The sequence below is a fragment of the Burkholderia sp. L27(2015) genome (assembly GCF_009765705.1).
In the GTDB taxonomy this organism is placed as follows: Bacteria; Pseudomonadota; Gammaproteobacteria; order Burkholderiales; family Burkholderiaceae; genus LMUX01.
Genome location: NZ_LMUX01000007.1, coordinates 121089 through 143439, shown reverse-complemented (window position 1 = coordinate 143439; position 22351 = coordinate 121089). Strand labels below are relative to the sequence as shown.

Sequence of the window (22351 nt, the reverse complement as noted above, 5' to 3'; positions counted from 1 at the left end):
TGGTCGCCCCCCCGTCCCATACATGGGTTTCGGAGCGCTGCGGCTACCGATGAGCGCTGGCAGTCTGCGTGCCTGGTTACGGGTCTTCACCCGCACGGACTGGCATTTCGGGCAGGGCAGGGCGGGGCGGATGCGGAGGATCCAGCCGGTGAATCGGGGCGTCGGCTTTCGAATAGCTCGTACGTTTCATCCGGCTCATGGGTACGGCTGTGATCAATCAAATCCGGGGTTTGCTGGCAGAGCGCGGTTTAATCATGGCACGCTCGCCACAGGCATTCAAGCGTGCCATACCGACCTTGTTCGGCAATGAGGGCTCTGAACTCACCGCCTTCTGCCAGGCACTGCTCACCGAGATGTTGCAACATCTCGAGGCATTGGAAGCACGAATTCACTGGCTTGAAGTGTCGATCAAGGAGTTCGTGAAGAATTCCGAGTTGTGTCGCAAGATCAGCCAAGCCACTGCTAGGCAGTTCGAACTCGAAATTGCGAGCGGCGCTCACGAGTCTGCTGCAAGCTTTCCGTGCTATCCCACGTTTCGGTTCAGATGCCCTCAAGACTCCAAGCTCACCGGACTTGCGACGTCGAATACCAGGACTGCGATATGAGACCTGCGTTCGAAGGGAACGATATATCTCAGCATTTCGGCCATCGTTTCGGCCGACTCGGGACGACTTCGAGTCGTCGGATGCAATGGTGTTTTTCGATCGCGAGCGTCGCCGAACCAAAATATGCCATACACCCCATAACGTGATGCTCCCGGATCTGCCGTATACATACCGTCTAGTTGGGTTTGCGCCGCATCCCAGACCTCAGCGTGATAGTTGCGCTTCAATTCGACGGGAATTTTGTGCAGCCCGTGTGACACTGTGAGATCGGCACGCTTGCCGTCCGCCATATGCCCCTCCGGCTCGATGACTACGCCGAGCGGCTGCAGCCGGTCTCGTAGGAAGTCAATCAACACGTGGCGGCAGCTTTCTTCAGGTTTCGGGTTTGTGACTTTGCCGTAACCGTCCTCGTTCCAGAAGCGCTTGTAGATATCATTGTTCGCATTTGCAATGCGATTAGCGATATCCGAGAGCGTATCAACCACAAGCGCATGGAGGTCAGCCGCATTCGCGGGTGCGCCGCTGGCCAAGGTTGTTACCGTCTGGGCCCAGGTTGGCTGGCGGTATTCAGCGTCGAGCCGTCGCATACGTTGACTAGCAGATGCGTGCAGAATAAAGTCGCGATAGGTCACAATTCGCTCGTTAGTAAGCAGACGGGCAAGCGACGCGGTTGCTTCAGGACTCGCGTCCGCAGAAATGCGGTTGACCATTTTCTTGAGAAATTCAGAGGCGTCCCACGGATTTTGATTTCCCGACCATCCGCGAACGGGGTGAGGCGTATCTGGAAACCGATCTCCGACAAGAAGGATGATGCGCTCGCGCAGTTCGACCGCAAACTTCACGTGTTGATCAGCGCGTGTTGAAGGAACGTCAGCGGGGATGGCGATGTCCCGCAACAACCAGATTGCGTTTGGATTGGTTTGTGCACACGCCACGAATAACGATTCAAATTCTGCTGGCGCGATAGCGAACGCAGTGACAAGCCATCGCGCGTGGCCCTCTGCATCTAGTGCATGTCCGGGCGCAAGGGTATCTCGGGCGAGACGCAAGAAGTCGGCGTGCATCTGCGAGTCCGAGCAAGCGCATTCGAGAAGCTGTTGAAGTTGTTGCGCGGGTGCATTGGGATAACGCCTTAACAGTTGAAACCCGATGGCCGAGCGATACTGCGAAAGCTCAGTTTTCCAGCGCAATTCGTGCAGCCCATGCACGTGCGGAAGACCCGCATCCAAACCGGCTGCGGCGACAGCAACATATGCATCGCGAACCAGCTCGGGACGCTGTTTCAACGTCGCATTCGCCCAGCTATGTGAAAGCGAACGAATCGTGTTTCCTTGCCGTTCTTCGGTAGGGCAGACAAGGTTGATCGCGATCGCTGTTGATATGAGCTCGTCACTGAGGCCGTCAAGCGACGGATTGTCGTTCCACCGTTCATCGAGGGCGGCAATCACTGCGAGCCACCATGCCCGAATGCTGCCTTGCACGTCCGCTTTGCCAACGGCGTCGATTGTAGGGAGATCTGGGCGAGCTAAAACTGTTGCCATGCCGAGCAAGGCAGCAGAAGTGTATTTTTCGCCGAGTAAGGCAGTTAACCTTTGGCGCGGTGGCGACTCATGACTCACCTCGCTCAGTTGCGCGAAATACGCCTGCGCGATCCAGCCCAACCAATTGAGCAGCAATCCTTCACGGATTGCTTGTTCGTTTTGACCGAAGGAGTGCCGAATCTGCTTATTCGAGACTAGATCCGCGTCGAACTGGCGCGACTTTCGCTGTGCGTCGTCGATTCGCCATTGAGAAATCTCGCTGACGAGCGCACGCTCGCGGACTTCCCTTAGATCTGCCCGCTCGCCCTCAGCATACAGCAGCTCAAAAAGTGCAACATTTTCAGTTGGGGACAGGCAAGCGAGTGAAAGGGCGGCTTCATATACGTTGGCAGCCTTGGTCGCGTCCGCATTTAAGTCGGCCAATTGTGCAACGAGCCTGTACAGCATCTCCTGATCACTCAAGGTATTTTGCGTCTTTCTTCTAAGGTCATTCAGCATTTTCCACCAGTTTTCGTTCACTGATAGCGTTCTGATTCCCTCGTCTAGTGCGTCAAGCAGGAGCATTTTATTATTCAGAAGCGCGGTCCTCAAATGCTCCGCTAATGCGCTTGGGCCGTCGTAGGAAGTCAGGTTCGATAGCCAAATCCAGAGCTTGGCTCCAGATGGTCTCGTTGAATCCTTAAGAACTTGAATCAACAGCATCGTCAAAACATTCGAAACCGTCGAGGCGTTACGCCCAACCCTTCGGGAGTTTTCGTTATCGCGTACCGGCGGAGGTACGCCATCCAGGATGACTGACGCATCGTCCGCAGGAACGCTTTCGGTAAGCATCCAGGTCTGCACGCTCCTCGACACGTCTTCACTCGCAATCTGGAGCCGCGTCAACAAGGTGATGACATCAGAGGGACCAAATGCCTCCCCGTACAAACTGGATATCGCCTCGGCTCGCAAATAGAACGCATCTGAGGTCCAGCCTATTGCGCCTTTGCATGCATCGGCGACAAACCGCTTACCTTCATCGCCACCAGTTAACAAGGCCCTCAAGGCTGCTCGACGCTCGCTGAGCCCTCCGGTTGTGTCGATCAGTACACTGGCGACGTCAATCAAAAGACCTCGTGAGATATTACCGGCTGCTAACGCTTCAAGTACGAGCAGGCGCATCGCATGATTAGGTTCGGCTAGACGGAGGATTGATCTGAATGCGTCATCCATCGCCGGATCACACAGCGCTGCAAGTCGCTCCCGTGATTGGTCGTCGCTCCGAAACCAGGGGTCGCGACGCGATAGGTCACTGAGGGCGCTAAGAAGATGAACTCGAGCTTCCGAGGAGAGCAATGCGGCGTCGCCATAGACGAAAACACCGTATGGATCTGCGTCGATGAATAGATGCGCAAACTTCGGGGCGAAGACTGGCAGCCAACTATGTAGCCCACGTAATTCTGTCGCGGGGCGACCATCCAAGCCTAATAGCGCCGTTACGCGGGTTATCGGGAGGCCGTGATTCATCTTCGAGGCTAGCCACTGAGCCGCTAGATACTCAGCGGTGGTCCGATGTATGTAGTCCACACCGGCTCCGTCGGTCGTAGACACGAATACGGGACGACGTAAAGCGGCGCGGATCTTATCCTTTTCGAGGAACGGAATGGTTCCGAAGCCCGGAAACTCGGCGTCCGTACTCTGCTCATCAATTCCGAGGCCTTCGACACCACTTATTAGCCGCAAAGCGCAAAGCGCACCGGCCGTCGACCGCAAGTCTTCCGGACCGTACCCATCTTTGCGAAGGTGTGCCTTGTTATGCTCAGACAGCAACAGCTGCGTCGATTTCTGAAATAGCTCTGCCCGGGTAGAGGGCCAACTGTCATTTTTTGCTACTACCTCGGCAAGCATAAGCAAATTCTGGGGATTGCGGAGAAATTCACCCAGCTCCCGGCGGTTGGCCTCTTCAAGAAAGGAGTCGACATCATGCAAGCCCCGGGATTCCAACACTTCTCGCTGTTCCTCGGGCCGCAGCGCATGCAGGGCCAGTACCGTTACGCTGTCGTGTGCTTCGAAGTACGGCTGGAACGCCTCAAGGTCAGATTCACCCAGCCAGTCGCGCTCCCGACAAGAAATCCGGAGCGCGGCGGGCGGGCTTGCAAAAAGCTTCTGAACCAGCGCATCAATAATATCGTCATCACCGCGGCCGCCGCGCTTCTCGTCAAGGGCATCGATGAAAATATGGTCGTTTGCCCAGTTCGGTGGGACGTTAAGGAACTGGCGAACCGTCATGTATCTTCCACCGGCTGCTTCCGCAGCCATCTTGAAAAGATACGTTTTGCCTGCGCCCGGTTCACCAAGCAGCACTATGTTGGACCGCGACAGGAAGTCCGAGAACCCGATCCGCACGCTGATCGCATCTTGAGCTGGCTTAGGGAAAATTTGTTGAACCTGGCGCTCGATCATTTTGGCGAAAAAAATTACTACTGTTATTGAGCATCCCTTAACGGGACCGATTCTAGCCGGATGGATAGATTATGTGTCGCACGGAGCCGTATTTTTGATCAAAGCCTCGCTGATATTTTATAGAATTGCGCGTTTTTCTAGTCGCTGTGAGGGCAGCCTAACAATGCATCAGAGTTACCTCGTGGGAAGCTGATTCGTGTCTACAAGTGCTTTTCATCGAGGTTGCCCGCGGACCTTGTCGGTCGCGAATGGTCGCTTACGAGCAATTCGCATGCTCCTTACTAGCCGATTCTGTTGGAAACCGCGTGCCACTCGATCAACCGACCAACGCGTCCCTAACGCTGATGCCAAGCCCGCAGCGAAAGACCTACACACCGAAACGAGTTTTGCAGATTTTCCTTAGCAGTTAATATATCGCTGCGGTCGGTCAGCTTGCCTGCCCCGCGCAGACATTAGCACGCGGTACCTGCTTGCGGCGCCCGGGAAAAATGTCCACATTAAAATGAAAACAAGAGAGAGACCATGGAAATTACTACAACCATTGGATTTGACGGCACTGCGCGGCAAGATCTTGCCACTATCCTTGGCTGCGCCGATGCAGATCTCGAACAGACGTTGGCAGCCTACTCAGCTGCCGCTTTGGATGAGTACATCGCGATGTTCCGAGGGCAAAAGGTGCTGAAGCGGGGAAGCGACTTCCTCGAGTTTCGACTTTCTCTCTTGATAGCGCACGCTTTCGGCGGGGTCATCCCTGATGAGCAGAGAGTCTCAAACTTGTTTCAGACTAGCGCAACCGAAAGCCGATCGTTGATCCGCGCGGTCATGTCGAAATATCAGTACCAAATGCGCAGCTTCGTCGACCAAACCCTTACAACGTTACTTGCCCGGGCAGAGTGCGAGGAGGAGGGAGGGGTTTACTATCTCGTGATCCAGAGTCAGAATCTTGTCGACGAACTAAACAGGATACTCGCCAGCATTGACGGCAATCTACCGCCAGTAGCGAGGAAAAAGGGCAGCGTTGCTACATTCGAGATCAACCCGTCTTCATACGAGCGCCTGCGCGTAAAGTTCAATCTGCCGCTTGTAGCACCTCGTCCGCAGTGATAAGTCGAGGCCGACAATAATGGGAGATCTCCTCGCCGCAGCCTCACTGCTTGCTACCGTCGTCACCATACTGTACAGCCTGTGGTATCCAGAGCTCATGAAAACGCTCGATATCGAGCCCAAGCGCTTCTATCACGACAATATTGCGGCACGGCGTGAAGTCGCGGTGAAGCTCTTCGGTAAGGCTCTTCCATTGGGCGTTCTGGCCGTTGCCGTCGCCATCGTGTTCCTGCCAGATGCCTGGACTATTTGTTCCGATAGTCTCGCCGGATATCGGGCCGACTGGCTTGCACAGCTAAAGCGTTACGATGCCATCCGTACTGCAATCGTCTTGGTGGTGGTCATGTCGTTGGTTCTTGCATTGTATGTTTGGGTCATCAGTTGGCGACTTTTCCGGCTGAAAGCCAGGCTAGGGAAGCCAGACTGACGCCCGTTCCTCCTTGCGAGATCGTCGCGCACGATTATTAGGTAATTCCGTGTGAACGTCGAACCTATTGAAAATCTACTCGACCTGGCCTATCTGCGCTGGCCGATTCCGCACGCGAATGAGGTTCTTTCCACTTGGTGCCGCACAGCCGATTTTCTATATCGATAAATTCAAGCACTCCATGAAGCACGCCCTAGACCGAATCGCGCGCGAGTCGAGAGATCATTCATGGGCGCCGGTACCGAGAAAGATACTTTCAAAACACTATTTAGCGGCTAGTGGGCTGATGTTCGCAGGCATCGACTATTCCTCAGCGGTACAGCCATGCTCGGCGTTGCACGCGAAAACCGCGCTTGCGGCCGAGACGGAGGATAGCAGCCGAACAAGCGAATACCCGTACATCCGCGTTATGCCATTACCCGGCTGGACTGGATCAGGCGACAACAGCGCAAGCTGCTTTCGCAGGAACGGGAGACAGCCCGTGAATATCTGGATCGGGAGAGCCACTACGTCTGGGGAAAGCGTTACCTGTTGCGTATTGTGGAAACCGATGCGGCACCGACGGCGAAGCTGAAGCATTCCACGCTCGAACTAGGTTTGCGCCCCGGGAGTGATGCAAACGAGCGCCGTGAGGTGCTTGAATCATGGTATCGGGAGCAACTTCGGGCCGCCGTACCGCCGTTGCTGGAGAAATGCGAGCCGTTACTGGGTGTCAAGGCTGGAAGGATCCTGGTTCAGCACATGAAAACGAAGTGGGGAAGCTGCAACCCGGTGTCCGACAATATTCGGCTGAATACGGATTTGGCTAAAAAACCGTGAGATTGCCTGGAGTACATCCTCGTGCATGAGTTGCTGCATCTGATCGAGCCGACTCACAATGCACGGTTTCAGTCGTTGATGGATCGGTTCATGCCGCAGTGGCGGCAGGTGAGGGATGAGTTGAATCGCTTGCCGGTACGGCATGAAGAATGGGGGTATTAGTCGCGGGCGTCGTCGATCATCCGTGCTGCACCCCCGCACCATCAGCAGCACTGTAGAAATTGGGCGAGGCGACCGCAGCGTTGTTCAGCGGGATGGTGTGCGCTTGGTTTGTGATTGCCGCCGCAGCGACGGCGCAAGACAGCAGAAGCGAGAGATGATGCGCATGGGCGGGACAGCCGGATTGCCCCTTAGTCTAACAGACTGCTGAAAAACTGTTTTTATAAGGTTTACAAGGCGAATTTCCAGCGTACCTCACCCCTTACCCATATCGCGCGAGACGCTTGTGAAGCGTTTTGAGAGGCCGAGAAATTTTCCTCGCGTGCATCCACAAGGTATTTCAGTAGCCTGCTAGGGTTGGTCGCTCGCTTGCCATTATGCTTGTAGCATAAGGCCGTGGAGCGCCTCTGATGCCTCACTCGTCCAGTGTGGTGCAGCACGGTACAATAGCGTTCATCGGCCAGGCGTCGCCGTGAGTGCCGCGTTCTATTGGTTTGGACGTTGAACTTGAACTGGCAATCGAACCAAAGTGTTCCCGAAAATTGGGGGCATTTTTGGGGGCATGCAGAAATGGTGGAGCGGCTAGGATCTTTATTTTAAAGGGCTCTCCCTGAATAATTTTGTTCCTGCAGCCGCACCAAAATGTAATGCGCCACCGTTCGGTGGTGTCCAAAAAACCCGTGGAATCGATGATTCTGCGGGTTTTTTGTTTTTTCACGTCCATTCATAGGCGCTTAGCGACGCGGCAGATTCAGTTCGAGATGGGCCCCGGCCTGCTGGAGGACAATCCGCCGCCGCGACCCCTCAGGTGCCTGAACCGCTCGCCGAAGGCAAATCGAATAAGTGCCGTGGCGCAGCGGCATGAGGCGATCGACGTGTCGATTCCGCTCTTAATCGCCGAGTACGGATTGGGGCGAGATAGGCGTCGCGCGAGAGGGGGGCGACGCATGACCCGCGCCGAATTTTGCGCGGTACAGCATGGCTAGCCAGGTCGAAAATACCGTGGCGACCACGAACGGCACCGCCGCGGCGTAGAACAACTGCGTCGAGGGAAGATGGGTCGCCAGGAGCAGGCCGCCGATCACGGGGCCACATACCGAGCCGATTTTGCCCACCGAAATCGCAGTGCCGACGCCCGCCGAACGGAAGTGAGTCGGATAGATCATACCCGCCACCGCATACAGCCCGTATTGCGCGCCGACCACGCAGAAACCGGTTGCGAACACCGCTGCGACCAGCAGCCCTTCCGACATGCTGTGCCCTAGCAGCGCGACTACGGGACAACCGATGGCCGGCAACGAGATAATGGCAAGCACACCGTGGCGATCGACAAAGCGGCACAGAATCAAGCCGCCGATCACGCCCCCGACGGAAAACATGGCGGTGACTATGCCGGCATCCTTAGGCGCAACGCCGATACCCTCGATGAGAATCGGCAACCAGTTCTGCAGGAAATACAGCGCCATCGAATTACTGATGAAGACGATCCACAACAGTGGCGTGATGTAGCGCAGGCCGTCCGAGAAAATCTGTTTCGGTGCGAAATGCGTCTTCGTCGGCGTTTCTTCTGCAACGAATTGCGCATCGCTTGGAATAATAAGTTCGGGTCTGAGGCGTCTAACGAGGCGCGCGACTACGGCGGGAGCGCGTCGCTTGACCGTGAGAAACTTGATCGATTCAGGCAGTACGAATATCAGCAGCAGCGAGACGCCTAGCGATCCCGCCGCGCCGACTATGAACATGACGGGCCAGCCGTAGCGGCCGATCAACGCGGACGAGACGAAGCCGCCGGTCCCCGCGCCGATCGAAAAGCCGGAGAACATCAAGGTCACCCATGTCGCGCGTAGCCGCTTGGGCGCGTATTCTGCCACCAGCGCGACGGCATTAGGCACCACGCCGCCCATGCCGAGGCCGGCGAGAAAGCGCAGCAGCATCAACTGCTGCAGCGACCCGGCCCACACCGAGGCGAGCGTGAGCGCGCCGAACACGAAGCCGCCGAGGATGATGGCCTGCCGGCGGCCCAGCCGGTCGCCCAAGGTGCCGAACACGAAGGAGCCGATCAAGGTGCCGAACAAGCCGGCACCGAACACGGGCCCGAAGCCGGCACGATTAACGTGCCAGTCCCTTACGATCGCCGGTGCGGCAAAAGACACCGCCGTCTGATCGTAACCGTCCATCGCCATCACGAGGAAACACCACAGCAACAGCCCTATGGCGAAGCGTCCGATTCTCTGTTCTTCCACCAGTTGCCCGATGTTGAAGGTCTGCGTTTCTTGCATGTGTCTTCCAGTACCTGGTTAGTCCAGCTTGCACAGCGGCGATCCGAATGACAGAGCCGGACCGTGCGGCGCCAAGATGTGTATGGCCGCCGATTTCGGACTGATACCGGGAAAGGGCGCGTCCCATTGGTACGCCATGCTATCCCTTCCGGTATCTGCGCGGAATCAATAAATTTGCATCTGTCTATAGCGATATTCGATCAATGAACTTGAGGATTCCGGCTTCGCCGCCAGCCCGTCTCTTCGCGGGCGGCGCCCGCCCCGCAGGGCCGAGCGTAGCGTTCAGCTCACGCTAGGCTGCGGTGCCCTGGTGCCCTCCCGGCGTGACCAGCCGAGCATCACGGAGAACAGCGCAATGAATACGAACACGACCGATACATCGACAAACAGCCTGCCAATCGGCAAATGCATGGCAAGCAGCACACCGCCCAGCATCGAGCCGGCCACCGAGCCGAGCTTGCCGATGCCGATCGCGGCGCCGACGCCGGACGAACGCAGCGTGGTCGGATAAATAATGCCGGCGAGCGCATAGAGGCCGAACTGGGTGCCTATGACGCAGACGCCGCTCATGAATACCGTCGCAAACAGCAGTGCGGGTGGCATCTCGATACCGAGCGACGCGGCGATCGGGCAGCCCAGTACCGCCAGGGCGACGATCGCCGTCATGCCGTGGCGGTCGACGAAGCGGCTTAGCACCAGCGCGCCTATCGTACCGCCGAGTGGGAACATCATTGCCGCCTGCGCCGCACGTTCGGGGTTGAGGCTCGTCATGCCAAACAGCAGCGGCAGCCAGTTCTGCAGGAAGTGCAGCGCAAGCGAATTCAGGATGAAGACCACCCACAAGAGCGGTGTCACATAGTGTAAGGAGCCGCCGAACAGCGCGCACGGCCCGGTCCGTGTGAGCCGCGTTTCGTCGTCGAGTACGAAGACTGCATCGGGCGGCACCGGCCGGCTCGGATCAAGCCGGCTCGCCAGCCGCGCGATCTGCCGCGGGTCACGCTGCTTGATCACCATGAAGCGGATCGATTCCGGTAGCACAACGAACGACAAGCACGCGATCAGCACCGCGCTCGCCCCGCCGATCAGGAAGATGACCGGCCAGCCGAAATGCGGCAACAGCCACGACGATACTGCCCCGCCGCCGCCGGCACCGACAGAGAAGCCCGAGAACATCAGCGTTACCCAGGTTGCTCGCCGGGCTTTCGGTGCATATTCGGCGACCAGCGCCACGGTGTTGGGCACGACGCCGCCCATGCCGATCCCGGCGAGGAAGCGCAGCACGGTCAACTGTTCGAGCGACGCCGCCCAGCCGCATGCCATCGTCAGCAAGCCAAAGAACAGCGAACCATAAATGATGGTGCGTTTGCGGCCCAGGCGGTCGCCGACGAAACCGAGCAGCAGCGAACCGACCAGTACGCCGAATAGACCGATCCCGAAGACCTGGGCGAACTCCCCGGCCTTGACATGCCACGCCTTGATCAGGGCCGGCGCCGCAAACGCGACGGCGATCTGGTCGTAGCCGTCGAGCAGAACGACGATGAAACACCACGCAAGCAGCGTGATGGCGAAACGCCCGACCCGCTGCTCTTCAACTCGCGCGGCGATATTGACGACTGGTTCGTTGCTCATTGGTGCTCCAGTTGCTGCGTTTTCCTATGTTCGCCGGTACTCAGAACATCTTGTTCACGCCGATCCGGGCCACCGTCTGCGAGTTCGAGCTAGACGGCTGATAGCCGAATTGTTCGGCATGGGCATTGGGACCGGAGGCGCGCTGCAGGCCGACGCCTGCATAAATCTGCGTGGTCGCAGACAGGTAGTGAGTCAAAAAGAGGTTGTACTGGTTGTAGGCCAGATCGGTGAAATTGGAGCGATTGTAGGAGATGCCAAGGATATAGAAGCGATTGCCGCCACTGAGATCGATATTGACGCCAACCTGATAATTGCGCTCCGACTCCGAGCCCTGTGTGTCGGCCAGTTTCACGTCGGTCACCGTCAAGTGCGGCGTGAAAATGCCGAGCGCCACAGAAAGGCCGCCACCTAACTCACTGTAGCGCGAGGCGTTGAACAAGGTGCCCGCAGCCAGCGGCTGCCCGAGCAAAGAACTGAGCCCGAACACACCGAACACATCGGCGGTGCGATTGTGTGACATGGTATAGGCCAGCCCTGCTTTCACCGAGTTTTGCACATACTCGGCACCGAAACTGTATTGACGGCCGGCACTGAAATCGCCGGCCGTGCCGCCGAAGCTGTTCATCACGCCAAATTTGAAGCCGTGGATGTCCGGGGTTAGGTACTTGATCGAATTGTTCAGTGCGCGCGTATTCGCGAGATCGTCAAGGTTGCCCACGGTATAGAACGACGAGATGCCCGGGACCGAATTGTTGATTCCACCCACGTTCTCATACATGAAGCCCGGCATATTCCCAGCCATGATCGCTCCGTACGACGTGTCCGAGATACCGACCAGCGCATATCGGTTGAAGAAGGCGGTTGGGTTGATCTGCGCGCCGGTGTTCGTTACGAAGCCGTTCTCTAGCCTGACGAACACCGAGTCTCCGTCGCCGAGGTCCTCGACGATCCTGAAGCCAAAGCGGTCCGGCGTGCGCTTGCCCGACGATTCCTGCACAAGGTGTTTGCCACTCGAGTTCGTTACATAGTCGATGCCGGTATCGAGGCTGCCATATATGGTGGCAGAGCTTTGCGCTTGGACGCCGGTGCTGGCGAGCGCGACGATGGCGCCCGCGAATAGGATTTCTCTCATCTAGTCTCCGTCTTATTTGGTATTTCGGTCTTGTCAAAGCGACCGATTTTCTTCTGGTAGATGGCTCTATGCGCTGATGCCCACGTAGCCATTCCCCTATTTCGGCCGAAGTGTAGCGGGCCACAATTCGGCGTGGAATCAATAATTATTTATAAATTAATAGAATAATATGATTAACGGATGGCCGGTTAGGGTTAATACCAGCCAAAATAAACCACTGCGGCGGGATTGTAGTTAATTCGACATGATAATATCTGTCGATATTATGAATTAACAGAATAAAGTGATTAGTAGTAGGGGTTAGTGCTGATCAAAAAAATCGTGTGAGACTGACGGATAAACAACCAAGCATGCCAATTCAGGACCCCCTGATCGAGTATTTTTCCCGATTAGCGGTCTTTGCGATTCGCTTGAAAACAGGAGTCAACGATGCACGTGAGAGTGACCCAGCCGCGCCGCATGGTGGTCGGTATCAGCGGTGCTTCCGGGGTGGTGTATGGGGTGCGCCTGCTGCAACTCTTGAGGAAGTTGGAAATCGAATCGCACCTGGTGATGAGCCGCTCCGCCCAGGTGACACTTGCGCACGAATCGCATTTCAGTGTGGCGGATGTGCGGGCGATGGCGGACATATGCTATACGAACGCCGACATCGGCGCGGCGATTTCAAGCGGGTCGTTTCCCGTCATGGGCATGATAGTGGCGCCTTGTTCCATCAGAACCATGTCCGAGGTGGCGACGGGGGTGACGGCCAACCTGCTGTCGCGCGCCGCCGACGTGATGTTGAAGGAACGCCGCAGGCTCGTGCTGATGGTGCGCGAAACGCCGCTGCACGCGGGGCACATCCGGAGCATGGCGGCCGTGACCGAGGCCGGCGGCATCATCTTTCCGCCGGTGCCCGCGTTCTACAGCAACCCCGAATCGATTGCCGACATGGTGGACCACACGCTTGGCCGCGTACTCGATCTATTCGGGATTGAAGCGGGCACGGTGCGACGCTGGGGCGTCTGAATATTCAGGCGCACTTACCGGTGCCGGCGTGCGGCGGCAGATTATATGAAGCACCTTGAGATATTAATAAAAATATCTTATCAGACAACAAAATTAATTTGCTTGTGTGGTCACAATGATTGTCTTAAAGTGATTTATCTTTTAGTTGACGTAAATGCTGGATGTTAATATCTAGGCATTAATTTTATAGCGATTTTTTAATAAATTGCTGCGTCAAGCTCGTGTTAATACAGGTGAATCAATTAATGAAAATAATCATAGCGGGCGCAGGCATCGGCGGCCTGATCGCAGGTTTGGCGCTATTGGAAAAAGGTTTTGACGTCACGATACTCGAACAAGCTCAGGCGCTAAAGGAAATTGGCGCCGGGGTGCAGCTCAGCCCCAATGCGACGCGCGTGCTTTATCGGCTCGGCGTGGGCGATGTGCTCGAAGAGCTGGCGTGCGAGCCGCTGGGCAAGCGCGTGCGGCTTTGGAACACAGGTCAGACCTGGCCGCTCTTCGATCTCGGCACGCATTCGCGTGAACTCTATGGTTACCCGTACTTTACGGTTCATCGTGCCGACCTGCATCAGGCGCTCGCCGCCTGCGTCCTCGCCAAAAGTCCCGATGCAATACGACTGGGCGAAAAGGTCGTATCAGTCGAGCAACGGGACGGCATGGCGCAGATTTACACGGCGAACGGTGGATTCTACGAAGCGGACCTGCTGATCGGGGCCGACGGCGTCCATTCGAGAGTGCGGCATGCACTGTTCGGCCCCGACGAGCCGCAATTCTCGGGCGTGATGGCGTGGCGCGGCGTGATCGACGCGGCCAAATTGCCCGGACATCTGCGCTCGCCATACGGTGCCAACTGGGTGGGTCCCGGCGCTCATGTGATCCACTATCCGCTGCGCAACAACCAATTGATTAATTTCGTCGGCGCGGTTGAGCGCTCCGACTGGCAAGTCGAGTCGTGGTCCGAGCAAGGTACGGTCGAAGAATGCCTGCGCGATTTCGAAGGATGGCACGAGGACGTGCGAGCGCTAATCAGCGCAATTGAGACTCCTTTCAAATGGGCGCTGATGGTACGCGAACCGATGACGACGTGGGTGTCGGGCAATGCCACGTTGCTTGGCGATGCGTGCCACCCGACGCTGCCGTTTCTGGCTCAGGGCGCGGCGATGGCGATCGAGGACGGTTACCTGCTCGCGCGTTGTCTGGCCGAGCATGGCCAAGACGGTGCCGGGCCGGGTGCTGCGCTCAAGCGCTACGAGGCATTGCGTATCGAGCGCACCTCACGCGTGGTACGCGGCTCCGCTGCCAATGCGACACGCTTCCACAATCCGGAACTCGCCCGTGCGGAAGGTGCAAGCTCGTATGTGAGCCGCGAGTGGAGCGAGGATCGAGTCAAGGAACGCTACAACTGGCTGTTCGAATACAACGTCGACGAAGTTACGCTCTAACCCACGTCGTGCACCCGCAACAGCGGGCGACTGCCGCGCTTTATGGGCGTCGCTCCATAGCGTTGCCAATACGGAGACTTCCCATGCTTACCCCCGCATCCATTCTCGGGTTGCATCATTTCGCGTGGCGCTGCCGCGACGCTGAAGAAACGCGACGATTTTACGAAGACCTGCTGGGCTTGCCGCTCGTTCATGTGATCCATCTCGATCGGGTACCGAGCACCGGAGAATTTTGCCCCTATGTGCATCTATTCTTCGAGATGGCGGACGGCTCGAACATCGCCTTCTTCGATCTGGGCGACCATACCGCCGCGTTGCCATCGGCTAACACGCCGGCCTGGGTCAACCACATCGCGTTGCGTGTGTTTTCGCACGAGGCGCTTGTCGGCATGAAAGCGCGCATTGAGGCTGCGGGCGTGGAGGTGCTGGGCGTGATCGACCACCACTTCGTCCATTCGATTTATTTCTTCGATCCCAACGGGCTGCGCGTCGAGTTGACCGTGCAAACCGCCGGCGACGACGAATTGCGAGCGTTTCGCAACAGCGCGCATACCAAGCTGGCTGCATGGACGCGTGACAAATCCAGCGTGCCTAAAACATCCGCGTCATCCGCGCCATCCGTATGAACGAGCTCAACCCAACTCATGATCCGTCGCGCCGCAGCTGGGTGCAGTCCGCCAATCAGCCCGGCCACGACTTTCCGATCCAGAACCTGCCCTTTGGCGCATTTCTGCGCGATGGCGAAGCCCGCACGGGCGTCGCCATCGGCGAACGCATCGTCGACCTGCGTGCGCTGTTCGATGCGCAACTGCTAGACGGCAACGCCGCCCTCGCGTGTCAGACTGCGCTCGGCGGTGAACTGAATGGACTGATGGGCATGGACGCGCGCTATCCATCGGCCTTGCGCGCGCGGCTCTCCGAACTGTTACGAGCCGATGCGCCTGAGCTGGCCCGCCTGCGCGAACGCACCGCGGGGATTCTGGTCGACGCGGCCGATGTCACGATGCTGCTACCGTGCCGCATCGGCGACTACAGTGACTTCCTGACCTCGCTCCATCATACCGAGCGACATGGCCGTTTCAAGGGTCTGGCCGATCCGCTGCCTGCGGCGTTCAAGTCCTTGCCGATCGCCTATCACGGCCGTGCCTCATCGATTTGCGTCAGCGGCGCAGCCGTGGTGCGACCCAATGGCCAGTACCGCGACTCGGCAGGTCAGGTGGTGTTCGGCCCCGCGCCCGCACTCGACTTCGAACTCGAATTGGCTGCCTTCATTGGGCGCGGCAATGCGTTGGGCCGGCCGATCGGAATCGACAGCGCGCGCGACCATATCTTTGGTTACTGCTTGCTCAATGATTGGTCGGCCAAGAGCATGCAATGGTGGGAGCAGGTGCTCGGTCCGTTTCTCGGCAAGAGCTTCCATTCGACGCTCTCGCCATGGCTCGTCACCGCGCAGGCGTTGCTACCGTTTCGTCTTGCCGCACCGGTGCGCGCCGCCGGCGATCCGCCGCTACTGCCGCATCTGCACGGCGCATCCGACCGGGCCAGCGGCGGTCTCGATCTGGTCCTCGAAGCCCGCTTATCGACCGCGCGCCAGCGCGCAGCCGGCCGGGCTCCCGTGCGCATCACGCGGACCCATCTGCAAAACCTCTACTGGACCTTTGCGCAAATGGTTACGCACCACGCCAGCAACGGTTGCAACTTGCGCTGCGGCGACCTGATCGGCAGCGGCACGATCTCCGGGGCGGACGATCTTTCGCGCGCCTGCCTGACCGAGCTGACCAATGCAGGCAAGGACCCGCTGTCGGTCGGCGACGACGAAACGCGCACGGCGCTGGAGGATGGCGACGAGATCATCCTGAGCGCACGCGCCGAGCACCCCGGCGCGGTGTCGATCGGTTTCGGCGAGTGCCGCGGACGCATTGCGCCCGCGCTGATTTTCGGCAGCGCGGAGTGCGACTCTGCCGATGCGGCACGGGAGGCATGATGACAAACGGCTTTCTGCAAATTGGGCACGGCTCGCGCAAAGTATTGGCACTCAACGGCTGGTTCGGCAGTTCGGCCGACTGGTCGGCAATGAGCGAGGCGCTCGATCCGCAGGCCTTCACCTACGTGTGGTTCGACTATCGCGGCTACGGCGCATCGATCGGCCGCCGCGGTACGTACACATTTGACGAGACGGCGCAAGACGTGCTGGAACTGGCCGATCATCTCGGCTGGGAGCGTTTCAGCCTGATCGGTCATTCGATGGGCGGCATGGCGATGCAGCGTGTACTGCTGGCCGCACCGGCGCGCATCGAACGCATGGTCGGCATCACCGCCGTGCCGGCATGCGGCTCGCGCATGGACGCCTCGCGCCTGGCCGTGTTCCAGCGCGCGATCGCCGAGCTAGGCGAGCGCGAAGCGATCCTTAATTTTTCCACGGGCAACCGTCTGTCGGCCGCCTGGATTGCACATCGGGCACGGCAGTCGGATCGCCACGCAACGCGCGAGGCGTTTGCCGGCTATCTCGGCGAATGGGCAAGCACAGATTTTTCCGCACAGGTGGCGCACAATCCGGTACCGCTCAAGCTCTTCATCGGCGCGCACGATCCGACGCTGACTCATGAGTTGATGACGAAGACTTGGCTTGCCTGGTACCCGAGCGCGACGCTTGAGACGCTTGCGAACACAGGACACTACCCGATGTATGAAACGCCCATCGCGCTGGCGACAGCGCTCGAAGCATTTCTCGGGCAGTAATAAGAACGAAGTCCCGGCAGGCATCAGACCTGCACGGGAATTGCTGGAGACACGTATGTACGAGACCCGGTATATCAGGCCCGCAACGCTTGCGGACGCAGTCGCTTTTCTGGGCGAGCACGCGGATGCCCGCCCGCTGTCGGGCGGCATGACACTGATCCCAACCTTGAAGCAGCGGCTCGCCGCGCCGTCGCACCTGGTGGACCTGAGCCACTTGAGCGAGTTGCGTGGTATCGCGCTAAAGGACGGCGTATTGCGCATCGGCGCGGCGACCACGCACGCCGAAATTGCTGCCTCGGCCGAGATTGCCGGCGCGATTCCCGCTCTAGCCGGCCTGGCAGCACTGATCGCCGACCCGCAGGTGCGCAACCGGGGCACGCTCGGCGGTTCTGTCGCCAACAACGATCCGGCCGCCGACTACCCCGCAGCCGTGCTCGCGCTCGACGCCACGATCATCACCCATGCGCGGCGCATCGACGCCGACGCGTTTTTCGTCGACACATTCGAAACCGCGCTGGCAGCGGACGAACTCATTATCGCGATTGAATTCCGGCTACCGCGACGTGCCAGCTACATGAAGTATCGTCATCCCGCGTCAGGCTATGCCGTGGTGGGCGTATTTGTTGCCGAGCATGCCGGCGGTGTGCGCGTGGCGGTGACCGGCGCGGGTGCGTCGGTGTTCCGGTGGCATGAAGCCGAAGCAGCGTTGCATGAGAACGGCAACGCAAGCGCGCTTAACGGTCTTTCGATCGATCCGTCGCGCCTGCCCGATGACGCCAACGCCTCGGATCGTTATCGCGCGCATCTGGTGCAAACGTTTACGCGCCGTGCGGTGCAAGCACTCACGCCCGGCGTCGCCGGTCACAATTTCGCATAGGAGCGCAAGATGGAATTCAATGGAACGCAGACGATCGCAGCACCGCGGCACGTCGTATGGAGGTGTTTGAATGACCCCGCCGTGCTGCAGGAATGCGTGCCGGGCTGCGAATCGTTCGTGGCCGAAAGCGACGATGAATTCAAGGCCGTGGTGGTCGCTTCGGTCGGACCGGTGAAAGCTCGCTTCAAAGGCAACTTGGTCCTTTCCGAGCGGATCGAACTGGGCGGCTACCGTATCGTTGGACAAGGCGAAGGCGGCATTGCCGGATTCGGCAAGATGACCGCGACCGTGACGCTGGCGGACACGGGGGACGACGCCTTGTCGACGTTGCTGACCTACGTCGCGGTTGCCGAGGTAGGCGGCAAGCTCGCGCAAATCGGTTCGCGCCTGGTGAGCTCGGTGGCGAACAAGCTGGCCGACGGGTTCTTCAAGCGGCTCAATGCAACGGTCGTCGCATCCGGTAAATGAGCGCGGCCGCGCTATACCGGCTCGACCGAAATGAAATAGGTGAATCATGATAGACATTGAATTGCGGGTGAACGGCACCGAGGTCCGGTGCCCGGTCCCCGACGAGACGCTGCTGGTCGAGTTTCTGCGCCAGAACCTGCGGCTCACCGGTACGCACGTGGGTTGCGACACCACGCAGTGCGGCGCATGCACCGTCAATTTGAATGGCGTCGCCGTCAAGTCGTGCACCATCCTCGCGGCACAAGCGAGCGGGGGCAGCGTCGTCACGATCGAGGGGCTCGCCGGCAAAGACACAATGCATCCGGTGCAGCGCGCGTTTGTTCAATGTCACGGGCTGCAATGCGGCTTCTGCACGCCGGGAATGATTATGGCGATCGACTTCTACTTACGTCAGCCGCCCGCGCTCGACGACGCCAGCATCTGTCACGCGCTCGAAGGCAACATCTGCCGTTGCACCGGTTACGTGAATATCATCGAGGCGGTGCGGCACGCGGCCCGCGAGATGTATCCGGAACTGCAGGCGTCCGTGGTCGAAGGCAGCGCGTCATGATAGGTCAGGCACTTCCACGCCTCGAGGACAGCCGTTTCGTCGCCGGCCTCGGCAACTATACCGACGACATCAACGTGGATGGCCAGTTGTATGCGGCGTTCCTGCGTTCGCCACACGCCCACGCGGTCCTGCGCTCGATCGACATCGCCGCTGCCGCTGCTGCGCCGGGCGTGGTCGCCGTATTGCTCGGTCCGGACTACATTGCGGCCGGTTTTCAAGGCATCAATCACGTGCCCAACCCGGCCGACGCCGTCGCACATGCACAAGCGGCGTTCCTGCATTCGTCGACGGGCCTGATTCTCAATCAGCCGCATTTACCTTTGCCGATCGACAAGGTTCGCTACGTCGGCGAGGCCATCGCGATGGTTGTCGCGAATTCCCTGCTGCAAGCACGCAATGCGGCGGAATTGATCGAGGTCGATTACGAGCCGCTGGACGCGGTCGTCCACGGTGCGGATGCACTCGAACCGGATGCGCCGCAAGTGTGGGATAGCGCGCCCAACAATCTGTGTTTTCAAACGCAGATCGGCGACCGCGAGGCGGCGCAACGCATTCTTGCCGCGGCGCATCACGTGGTGCGCCGCGAGTTTCACCACAGCAGGATCGTCAATTGTCAAATGGAACCGCGCGCGGCGATCGGAGAATATGACGCCGACACCGGCGAGTACACGCTGATTTCAGGAAGCCAGGGCGCGGTGCGGCAGAAGGTGGGACTTGCGGCAGCCTTGCAGGTGCCGTTGGAAAAAGTTCGAGTAGTCTGCCCGGACACGGGCGGCGGCTTCGGGCCTCGCTCGTTCATGTACGTCGAGCAATTGGCGGTGGTCTGGGCTGCCCGCCACGTTGGTCGGCCGGTCAAGTGGACGAGCGATCGCAGCGACGCCTTTCTCAGCGACTACCAGGGTCGCGACGCGATCATCCGCTCGGCCATCGGTTTTGACCCAGACGGGCACATACTGGCGATCGATAACGAATGGATAGGCAACGTTGGCGCGCACACGGTTTCCTATGTGCCGATGTCCAACGGCACCCGCATCATGACCTCGGTCTATCACGTGCCGGTAGCTGCGGTCCATGTCAGCGCAGTGTTGACCAATACGGTGCCGACTGCGCCTTATCGCGGTGCCGGTCGCCCCGAAGCGACCCACGTCATCGAACGGATGCTCGACCTGGCGGCCAAGGATCTGAAGATCGAGCGCGCCGAGATTCGCCGCCGCAATCTGGTGCGCCACGATATGCTGCCCTATCGCAGCCCGATGGGCCTCACCTACGATAGCGGCGACTTCGCGCGCAATATGGAACGCGTCCTCGAGCTGGCGGACTGGGATGGTTTTGCGGCGCGCCGGGAAGAGGCACGCGGACGTGGGCGGTTGCGCGGCATCGGCATGGCGAATTACATCGAATCGCCGGTCGGCGCGCCCCGCGAGCGCATCGAAATGACTGTGCTGCCCGAAGGCGTGATCGACCTCGTATCCGGCACGCAGTCTACCGGCCAAGGTCACGAAACAACCTTCGCGCAAGTTGTGGCCACGCAACTGGGGGTCGCACCGCAGGCGGTACGCCTGCGCACTGGCGACACCGCTTTCGTCAGCGTGGGCGGGGGCAGCCATTCGGATCGCACGATGCGACTGGGCGGCATGTTGCTGGTCGAAGCGTCGGCCCAGATCATTGAGAAGGGACGGCGGGTTGCTGCGGCGCTGCTCGAGAGCCCATGCGACGCGATCGAATTTGCGCATGGCCAGTACCTGGATCGGCCTTCGCAGCGCAGCGCCAGCCTGTTCGAGGTGGCGTTGCACGTCGCGCGCAACGGGATGCCGGGCGAGCCATCGACTCGAACACTATGTGCCTTTGCTGAGTTCAATGGCCGTATTCCCGCGCACCCGACCGGCGCGGCTGTCTGCGAACTCGAGATCGATCCCGATACGGGTTGCGTGGTGCTGGTCAATTACTCGTCGGTGGACGATGTCGGACAGCCGATCAACCCGTTGATCGTCGAGGGACAGGTGCATGGAGGCCTCGCCCAGGGGATCGGCCAGGCCCTGAGCGAAGGCTGCTATGTAGACCGCAGCAGCGGACAGGTACTGACGGGCTCCTATATGGACTACGGGATGCCGCGCGCCGCCGTCATGCCGCCATTACGCATCGAGTTGACCGAAGACCCGACGCATGGCAACCCGCTGCGCGTGAAGGGTGGCGGGGAAAGCGGCATCACGCCGGCCACGGCGACCATCTTCAATGCGCTGGCGGACGCGCTGCGTGATGTAGGCACTGAGGTAGGCACTGAGGCGAGCAGCGAGGCAAGTGCCGAGGAACTCGAGATGCCGGCCACGCCGCGCGTCATCTGGGAATACATCAACCGGGTAGGGAGAAATTCGCATGCAAACTAATCTCGTCACGATAGAACGCAGTGACAACCTGCTCGATGTCGTACTGAACCGCCCCGAGAACGGCAACCTGCTGAACGCCGCAATGAGCGAGGCGATCATCGACGCCGTGAGCCGCCTCGACGACTCGATCAAGCTCGTCAGGATAAGCAGCAGCGGTCCTGATTTCTGCAAGGGCCGCGAGTCGCCGATGCCAGCCGCCGACACAAAACCATCAGCCGAAACACTGCGCAGAATCGTCGCCGCGCCACCACTTGCCTTGTATGACGCGCTCAAGGCCGTGCGGGTGCCCGTGTTGGCGGTCGTACGTGGCCGCGCAATCGGTGTGGGTTGCGCGCTCGCAGGCGTATGCGACCTTGCGCTGAGTGCTGACGATGCGCTGTACCAGATTCCGGAGATGGAGCGCGACATCCCGCCGACCCTGGTCATGTCAGCGCTGATCGGTCGCGTGCCCATAAAGACGGTCGCTCATATGGTCTTGAGCCGGGCCACGCTGACCGCCGCCGAGGCGCTCCAGGCGGGCCTCGTCAGCAGTGTTGTGCCGCTTGCCGAACTCGATGCACGCGCGCAGGCGCTCGCGGTCACTATGTCGACGTGCAGCGCGGTGACGCTGCGAGCGGTCAAGCAATTCCTGCATTTGGCGCCGGAGATGCACGGCGCTGCCGCCAGCGGCTTGGCCGCTCACCTGGCCGCGACCGCGTTGTCGGCGCGCTTCTAAAATAGGTGGGCCCGGCACGCTCGCGTTATTT

18 protein-coding genes and 1 pseudogene are annotated in these 22351 nt (G+C 59.3%); 14 read left to right on the top strand and 5 right to left on the bottom strand.

All coding sequences use genetic code 11. The annotated features are described in order from the left end of the window. Positions 1–209 precede the first annotated feature (209 nt). Positions 210–605: a hypothetical protein gene (locus tag GSQ77_RS02485; protein ID WP_158898703.1), complete on the top strand. Its 396-nt coding sequence runs from the start codon at positions 210–212 to the stop codon at positions 603–605. On the opposite strand, the gene GSQ77_RS02480 is transcribed toward GSQ77_RS02485, so the two are convergent. Then, positions 551–4588: an NACHT domain-containing NTPase gene (locus tag GSQ77_RS02480; RefSeq protein ID WP_158898702.1), complete on the bottom strand. Its 4038-nt coding sequence runs from the start codon at positions 4586–4588 to the stop codon at positions 551–553. The two genes, GSQ77_RS02485 and GSQ77_RS02480, sit on opposite strands and share 55 nt — an antisense overlap. Before the next feature lie 522 nt (positions 4589–5110). Between GSQ77_RS02480 and GSQ77_RS02475 the strand changes: the two genes are divergently transcribed. From GSQ77_RS02475 to GSQ77_RS02465, 3 genes and pseudogenes are all read left to right on the top strand, one after another. After that, a complete protein-coding gene (locus GSQ77_RS02475) occupies positions 5111–5692 on the top strand; it encodes a hypothetical protein (RefSeq protein ID WP_158898700.1) in 582 nt (193 codons plus the stop codon). A 19-nt stretch (positions 5693–5711) separates the two neighbouring features. After that, complete coding sequence (locus tag GSQ77_RS02470) at positions 5712–6119, top strand: hypothetical protein (protein WP_216854838.1); 408 nt, start codon at positions 5712–5714, stop codon at positions 6117–6119. 390 nt (positions 6120–6509) lie between these two features. Continuing rightward, positions 6510–7100: pseudogene (locus GSQ77_RS02465) on the top strand (M48 family metallopeptidase). Positions 7101–7512: 412 nt separating this feature from the next. On the opposite strand, the gene GSQ77_RS02460 reads toward GSQ77_RS02465, so the two are convergent. The 4 genes from GSQ77_RS02460 to GSQ77_RS02445 form a co-directional block, all read right to left on the bottom strand. After that, a complete protein-coding gene (locus tag GSQ77_RS02460; RefSeq protein WP_158898696.1) occupies positions 7513–7815 on the bottom strand; it encodes a hypothetical protein in 303 nt (100 codons plus the stop codon). A 172-nt stretch (positions 7816–7987) separates the two neighbouring features. Beyond that, the gene (locus GSQ77_RS02455) at positions 7988–9376 is read right to left on the bottom strand and encodes an MFS transporter (protein WP_158898694.1); all 1389 of its coding nucleotides are present in this window, start codon (positions 9374–9376) and stop codon (positions 7988–7990) included. 282 nt (positions 9377–9658) lie between these two features. Further along, positions 9659–11005 carry an MFS transporter gene (locus tag GSQ77_RS02450; RefSeq protein ID WP_158898692.1) on the bottom strand — a complete coding sequence of 449 codons (1347 nt, stop codon included), beginning with the start codon at positions 11003–11005 and terminating at the stop codon, positions 9659–9661. Between the two features lie 40 nt (positions 11006–11045). Continuing rightward, positions 11046–12137 (bottom strand): porin, encoded by a 1092-nt coding sequence (locus GSQ77_RS02445; protein ID WP_158898690.1) that lies wholly within the window; start codon positions 12135–12137, stop codon positions 11046–11048. A 429-nt stretch (positions 12138–12566) separates the two neighbouring features. Between GSQ77_RS02445 and GSQ77_RS02440 the strand changes: the two genes are divergently transcribed. From GSQ77_RS02440 to GSQ77_RS02395, 10 genes are all read left to right on the top strand, one after another. After that, a complete protein-coding gene (locus GSQ77_RS02440; RefSeq protein WP_158898688.1) occupies positions 12567–13145 on the top strand; it encodes a UbiX family flavin prenyltransferase in 579 nt (192 codons plus the stop codon). Between the two features lie 245 nt (positions 13146–13390). Then, a complete protein-coding gene (locus tag GSQ77_RS02435) occupies positions 13391–14587 on the top strand; it encodes an FAD-dependent monooxygenase (RefSeq protein ID WP_158898686.1) in 1197 nt (398 codons plus the stop codon). An 83-nt stretch (positions 14588–14670) separates the two neighbouring features. Next, complete coding sequence (locus GSQ77_RS02430) at positions 14671–15213, top strand: VOC family protein (protein WP_158898684.1); 543 nt, start codon at positions 14671–14673, stop codon at positions 15211–15213. Beyond that, positions 15210–16571, top strand: a complete 1362-nt coding sequence (fahA, locus tag GSQ77_RS02425) for a fumarylacetoacetase (RefSeq protein ID WP_158898682.1) — start codon at positions 15210–15212, stop codon at positions 16569–16571. Before GSQ77_RS02430 ends, fahA begins: the two co-directional genes overlap by 4 nt. Further along, positions 16571–17326: an alpha/beta fold hydrolase gene (locus GSQ77_RS02420; RefSeq protein WP_158898680.1), complete on the top strand. Its 756-nt coding sequence runs from the start codon at positions 16571–16573 to the stop codon at positions 17324–17326. Before fahA ends, GSQ77_RS02420 begins: the two co-directional genes overlap by 1 nt. Positions 17327–17381: 55 nt before the next feature. Continuing rightward, entirely contained in the window at positions 17382–18203 is an 822-nt protein-coding gene (locus tag GSQ77_RS02415) for a xanthine dehydrogenase family protein subunit M (protein WP_158898678.1), read from the top strand. Between the two features lie 9 nt (positions 18204–18212). Beyond that, positions 18213–18671: a CoxG family protein gene (locus tag GSQ77_RS02410; RefSeq protein ID WP_158898676.1), complete on the top strand. Its 459-nt coding sequence runs from the start codon at positions 18213–18215 to the stop codon at positions 18669–18671. A 46-nt stretch (positions 18672–18717) separates the two neighbouring features. Continuing rightward, positions 18718–19221: a (2Fe-2S)-binding protein gene (locus tag GSQ77_RS02405; RefSeq protein WP_158898674.1), complete on the top strand. Its 504-nt coding sequence runs from the start codon at positions 18718–18720 to the stop codon at positions 19219–19221. Continuing rightward, entirely contained in the window at positions 19218–21605 is a 2388-nt protein-coding gene (locus GSQ77_RS02400) for a xanthine dehydrogenase family protein molybdopterin-binding subunit (RefSeq protein ID WP_158898672.1), read from the top strand. The genes GSQ77_RS02405 and GSQ77_RS02400 overlap by 4 nt, the downstream gene beginning before the upstream one ends. Further along, positions 21595–22320, top strand: a complete 726-nt coding sequence (locus GSQ77_RS02395) for an enoyl-CoA hydratase/isomerase family protein (RefSeq protein WP_158898670.1) — start codon at positions 21595–21597, stop codon at positions 22318–22320. Before GSQ77_RS02400 ends, GSQ77_RS02395 begins: the two co-directional genes overlap by 11 nt. Positions 22321–22351 lie beyond the last annotated feature (31 nt).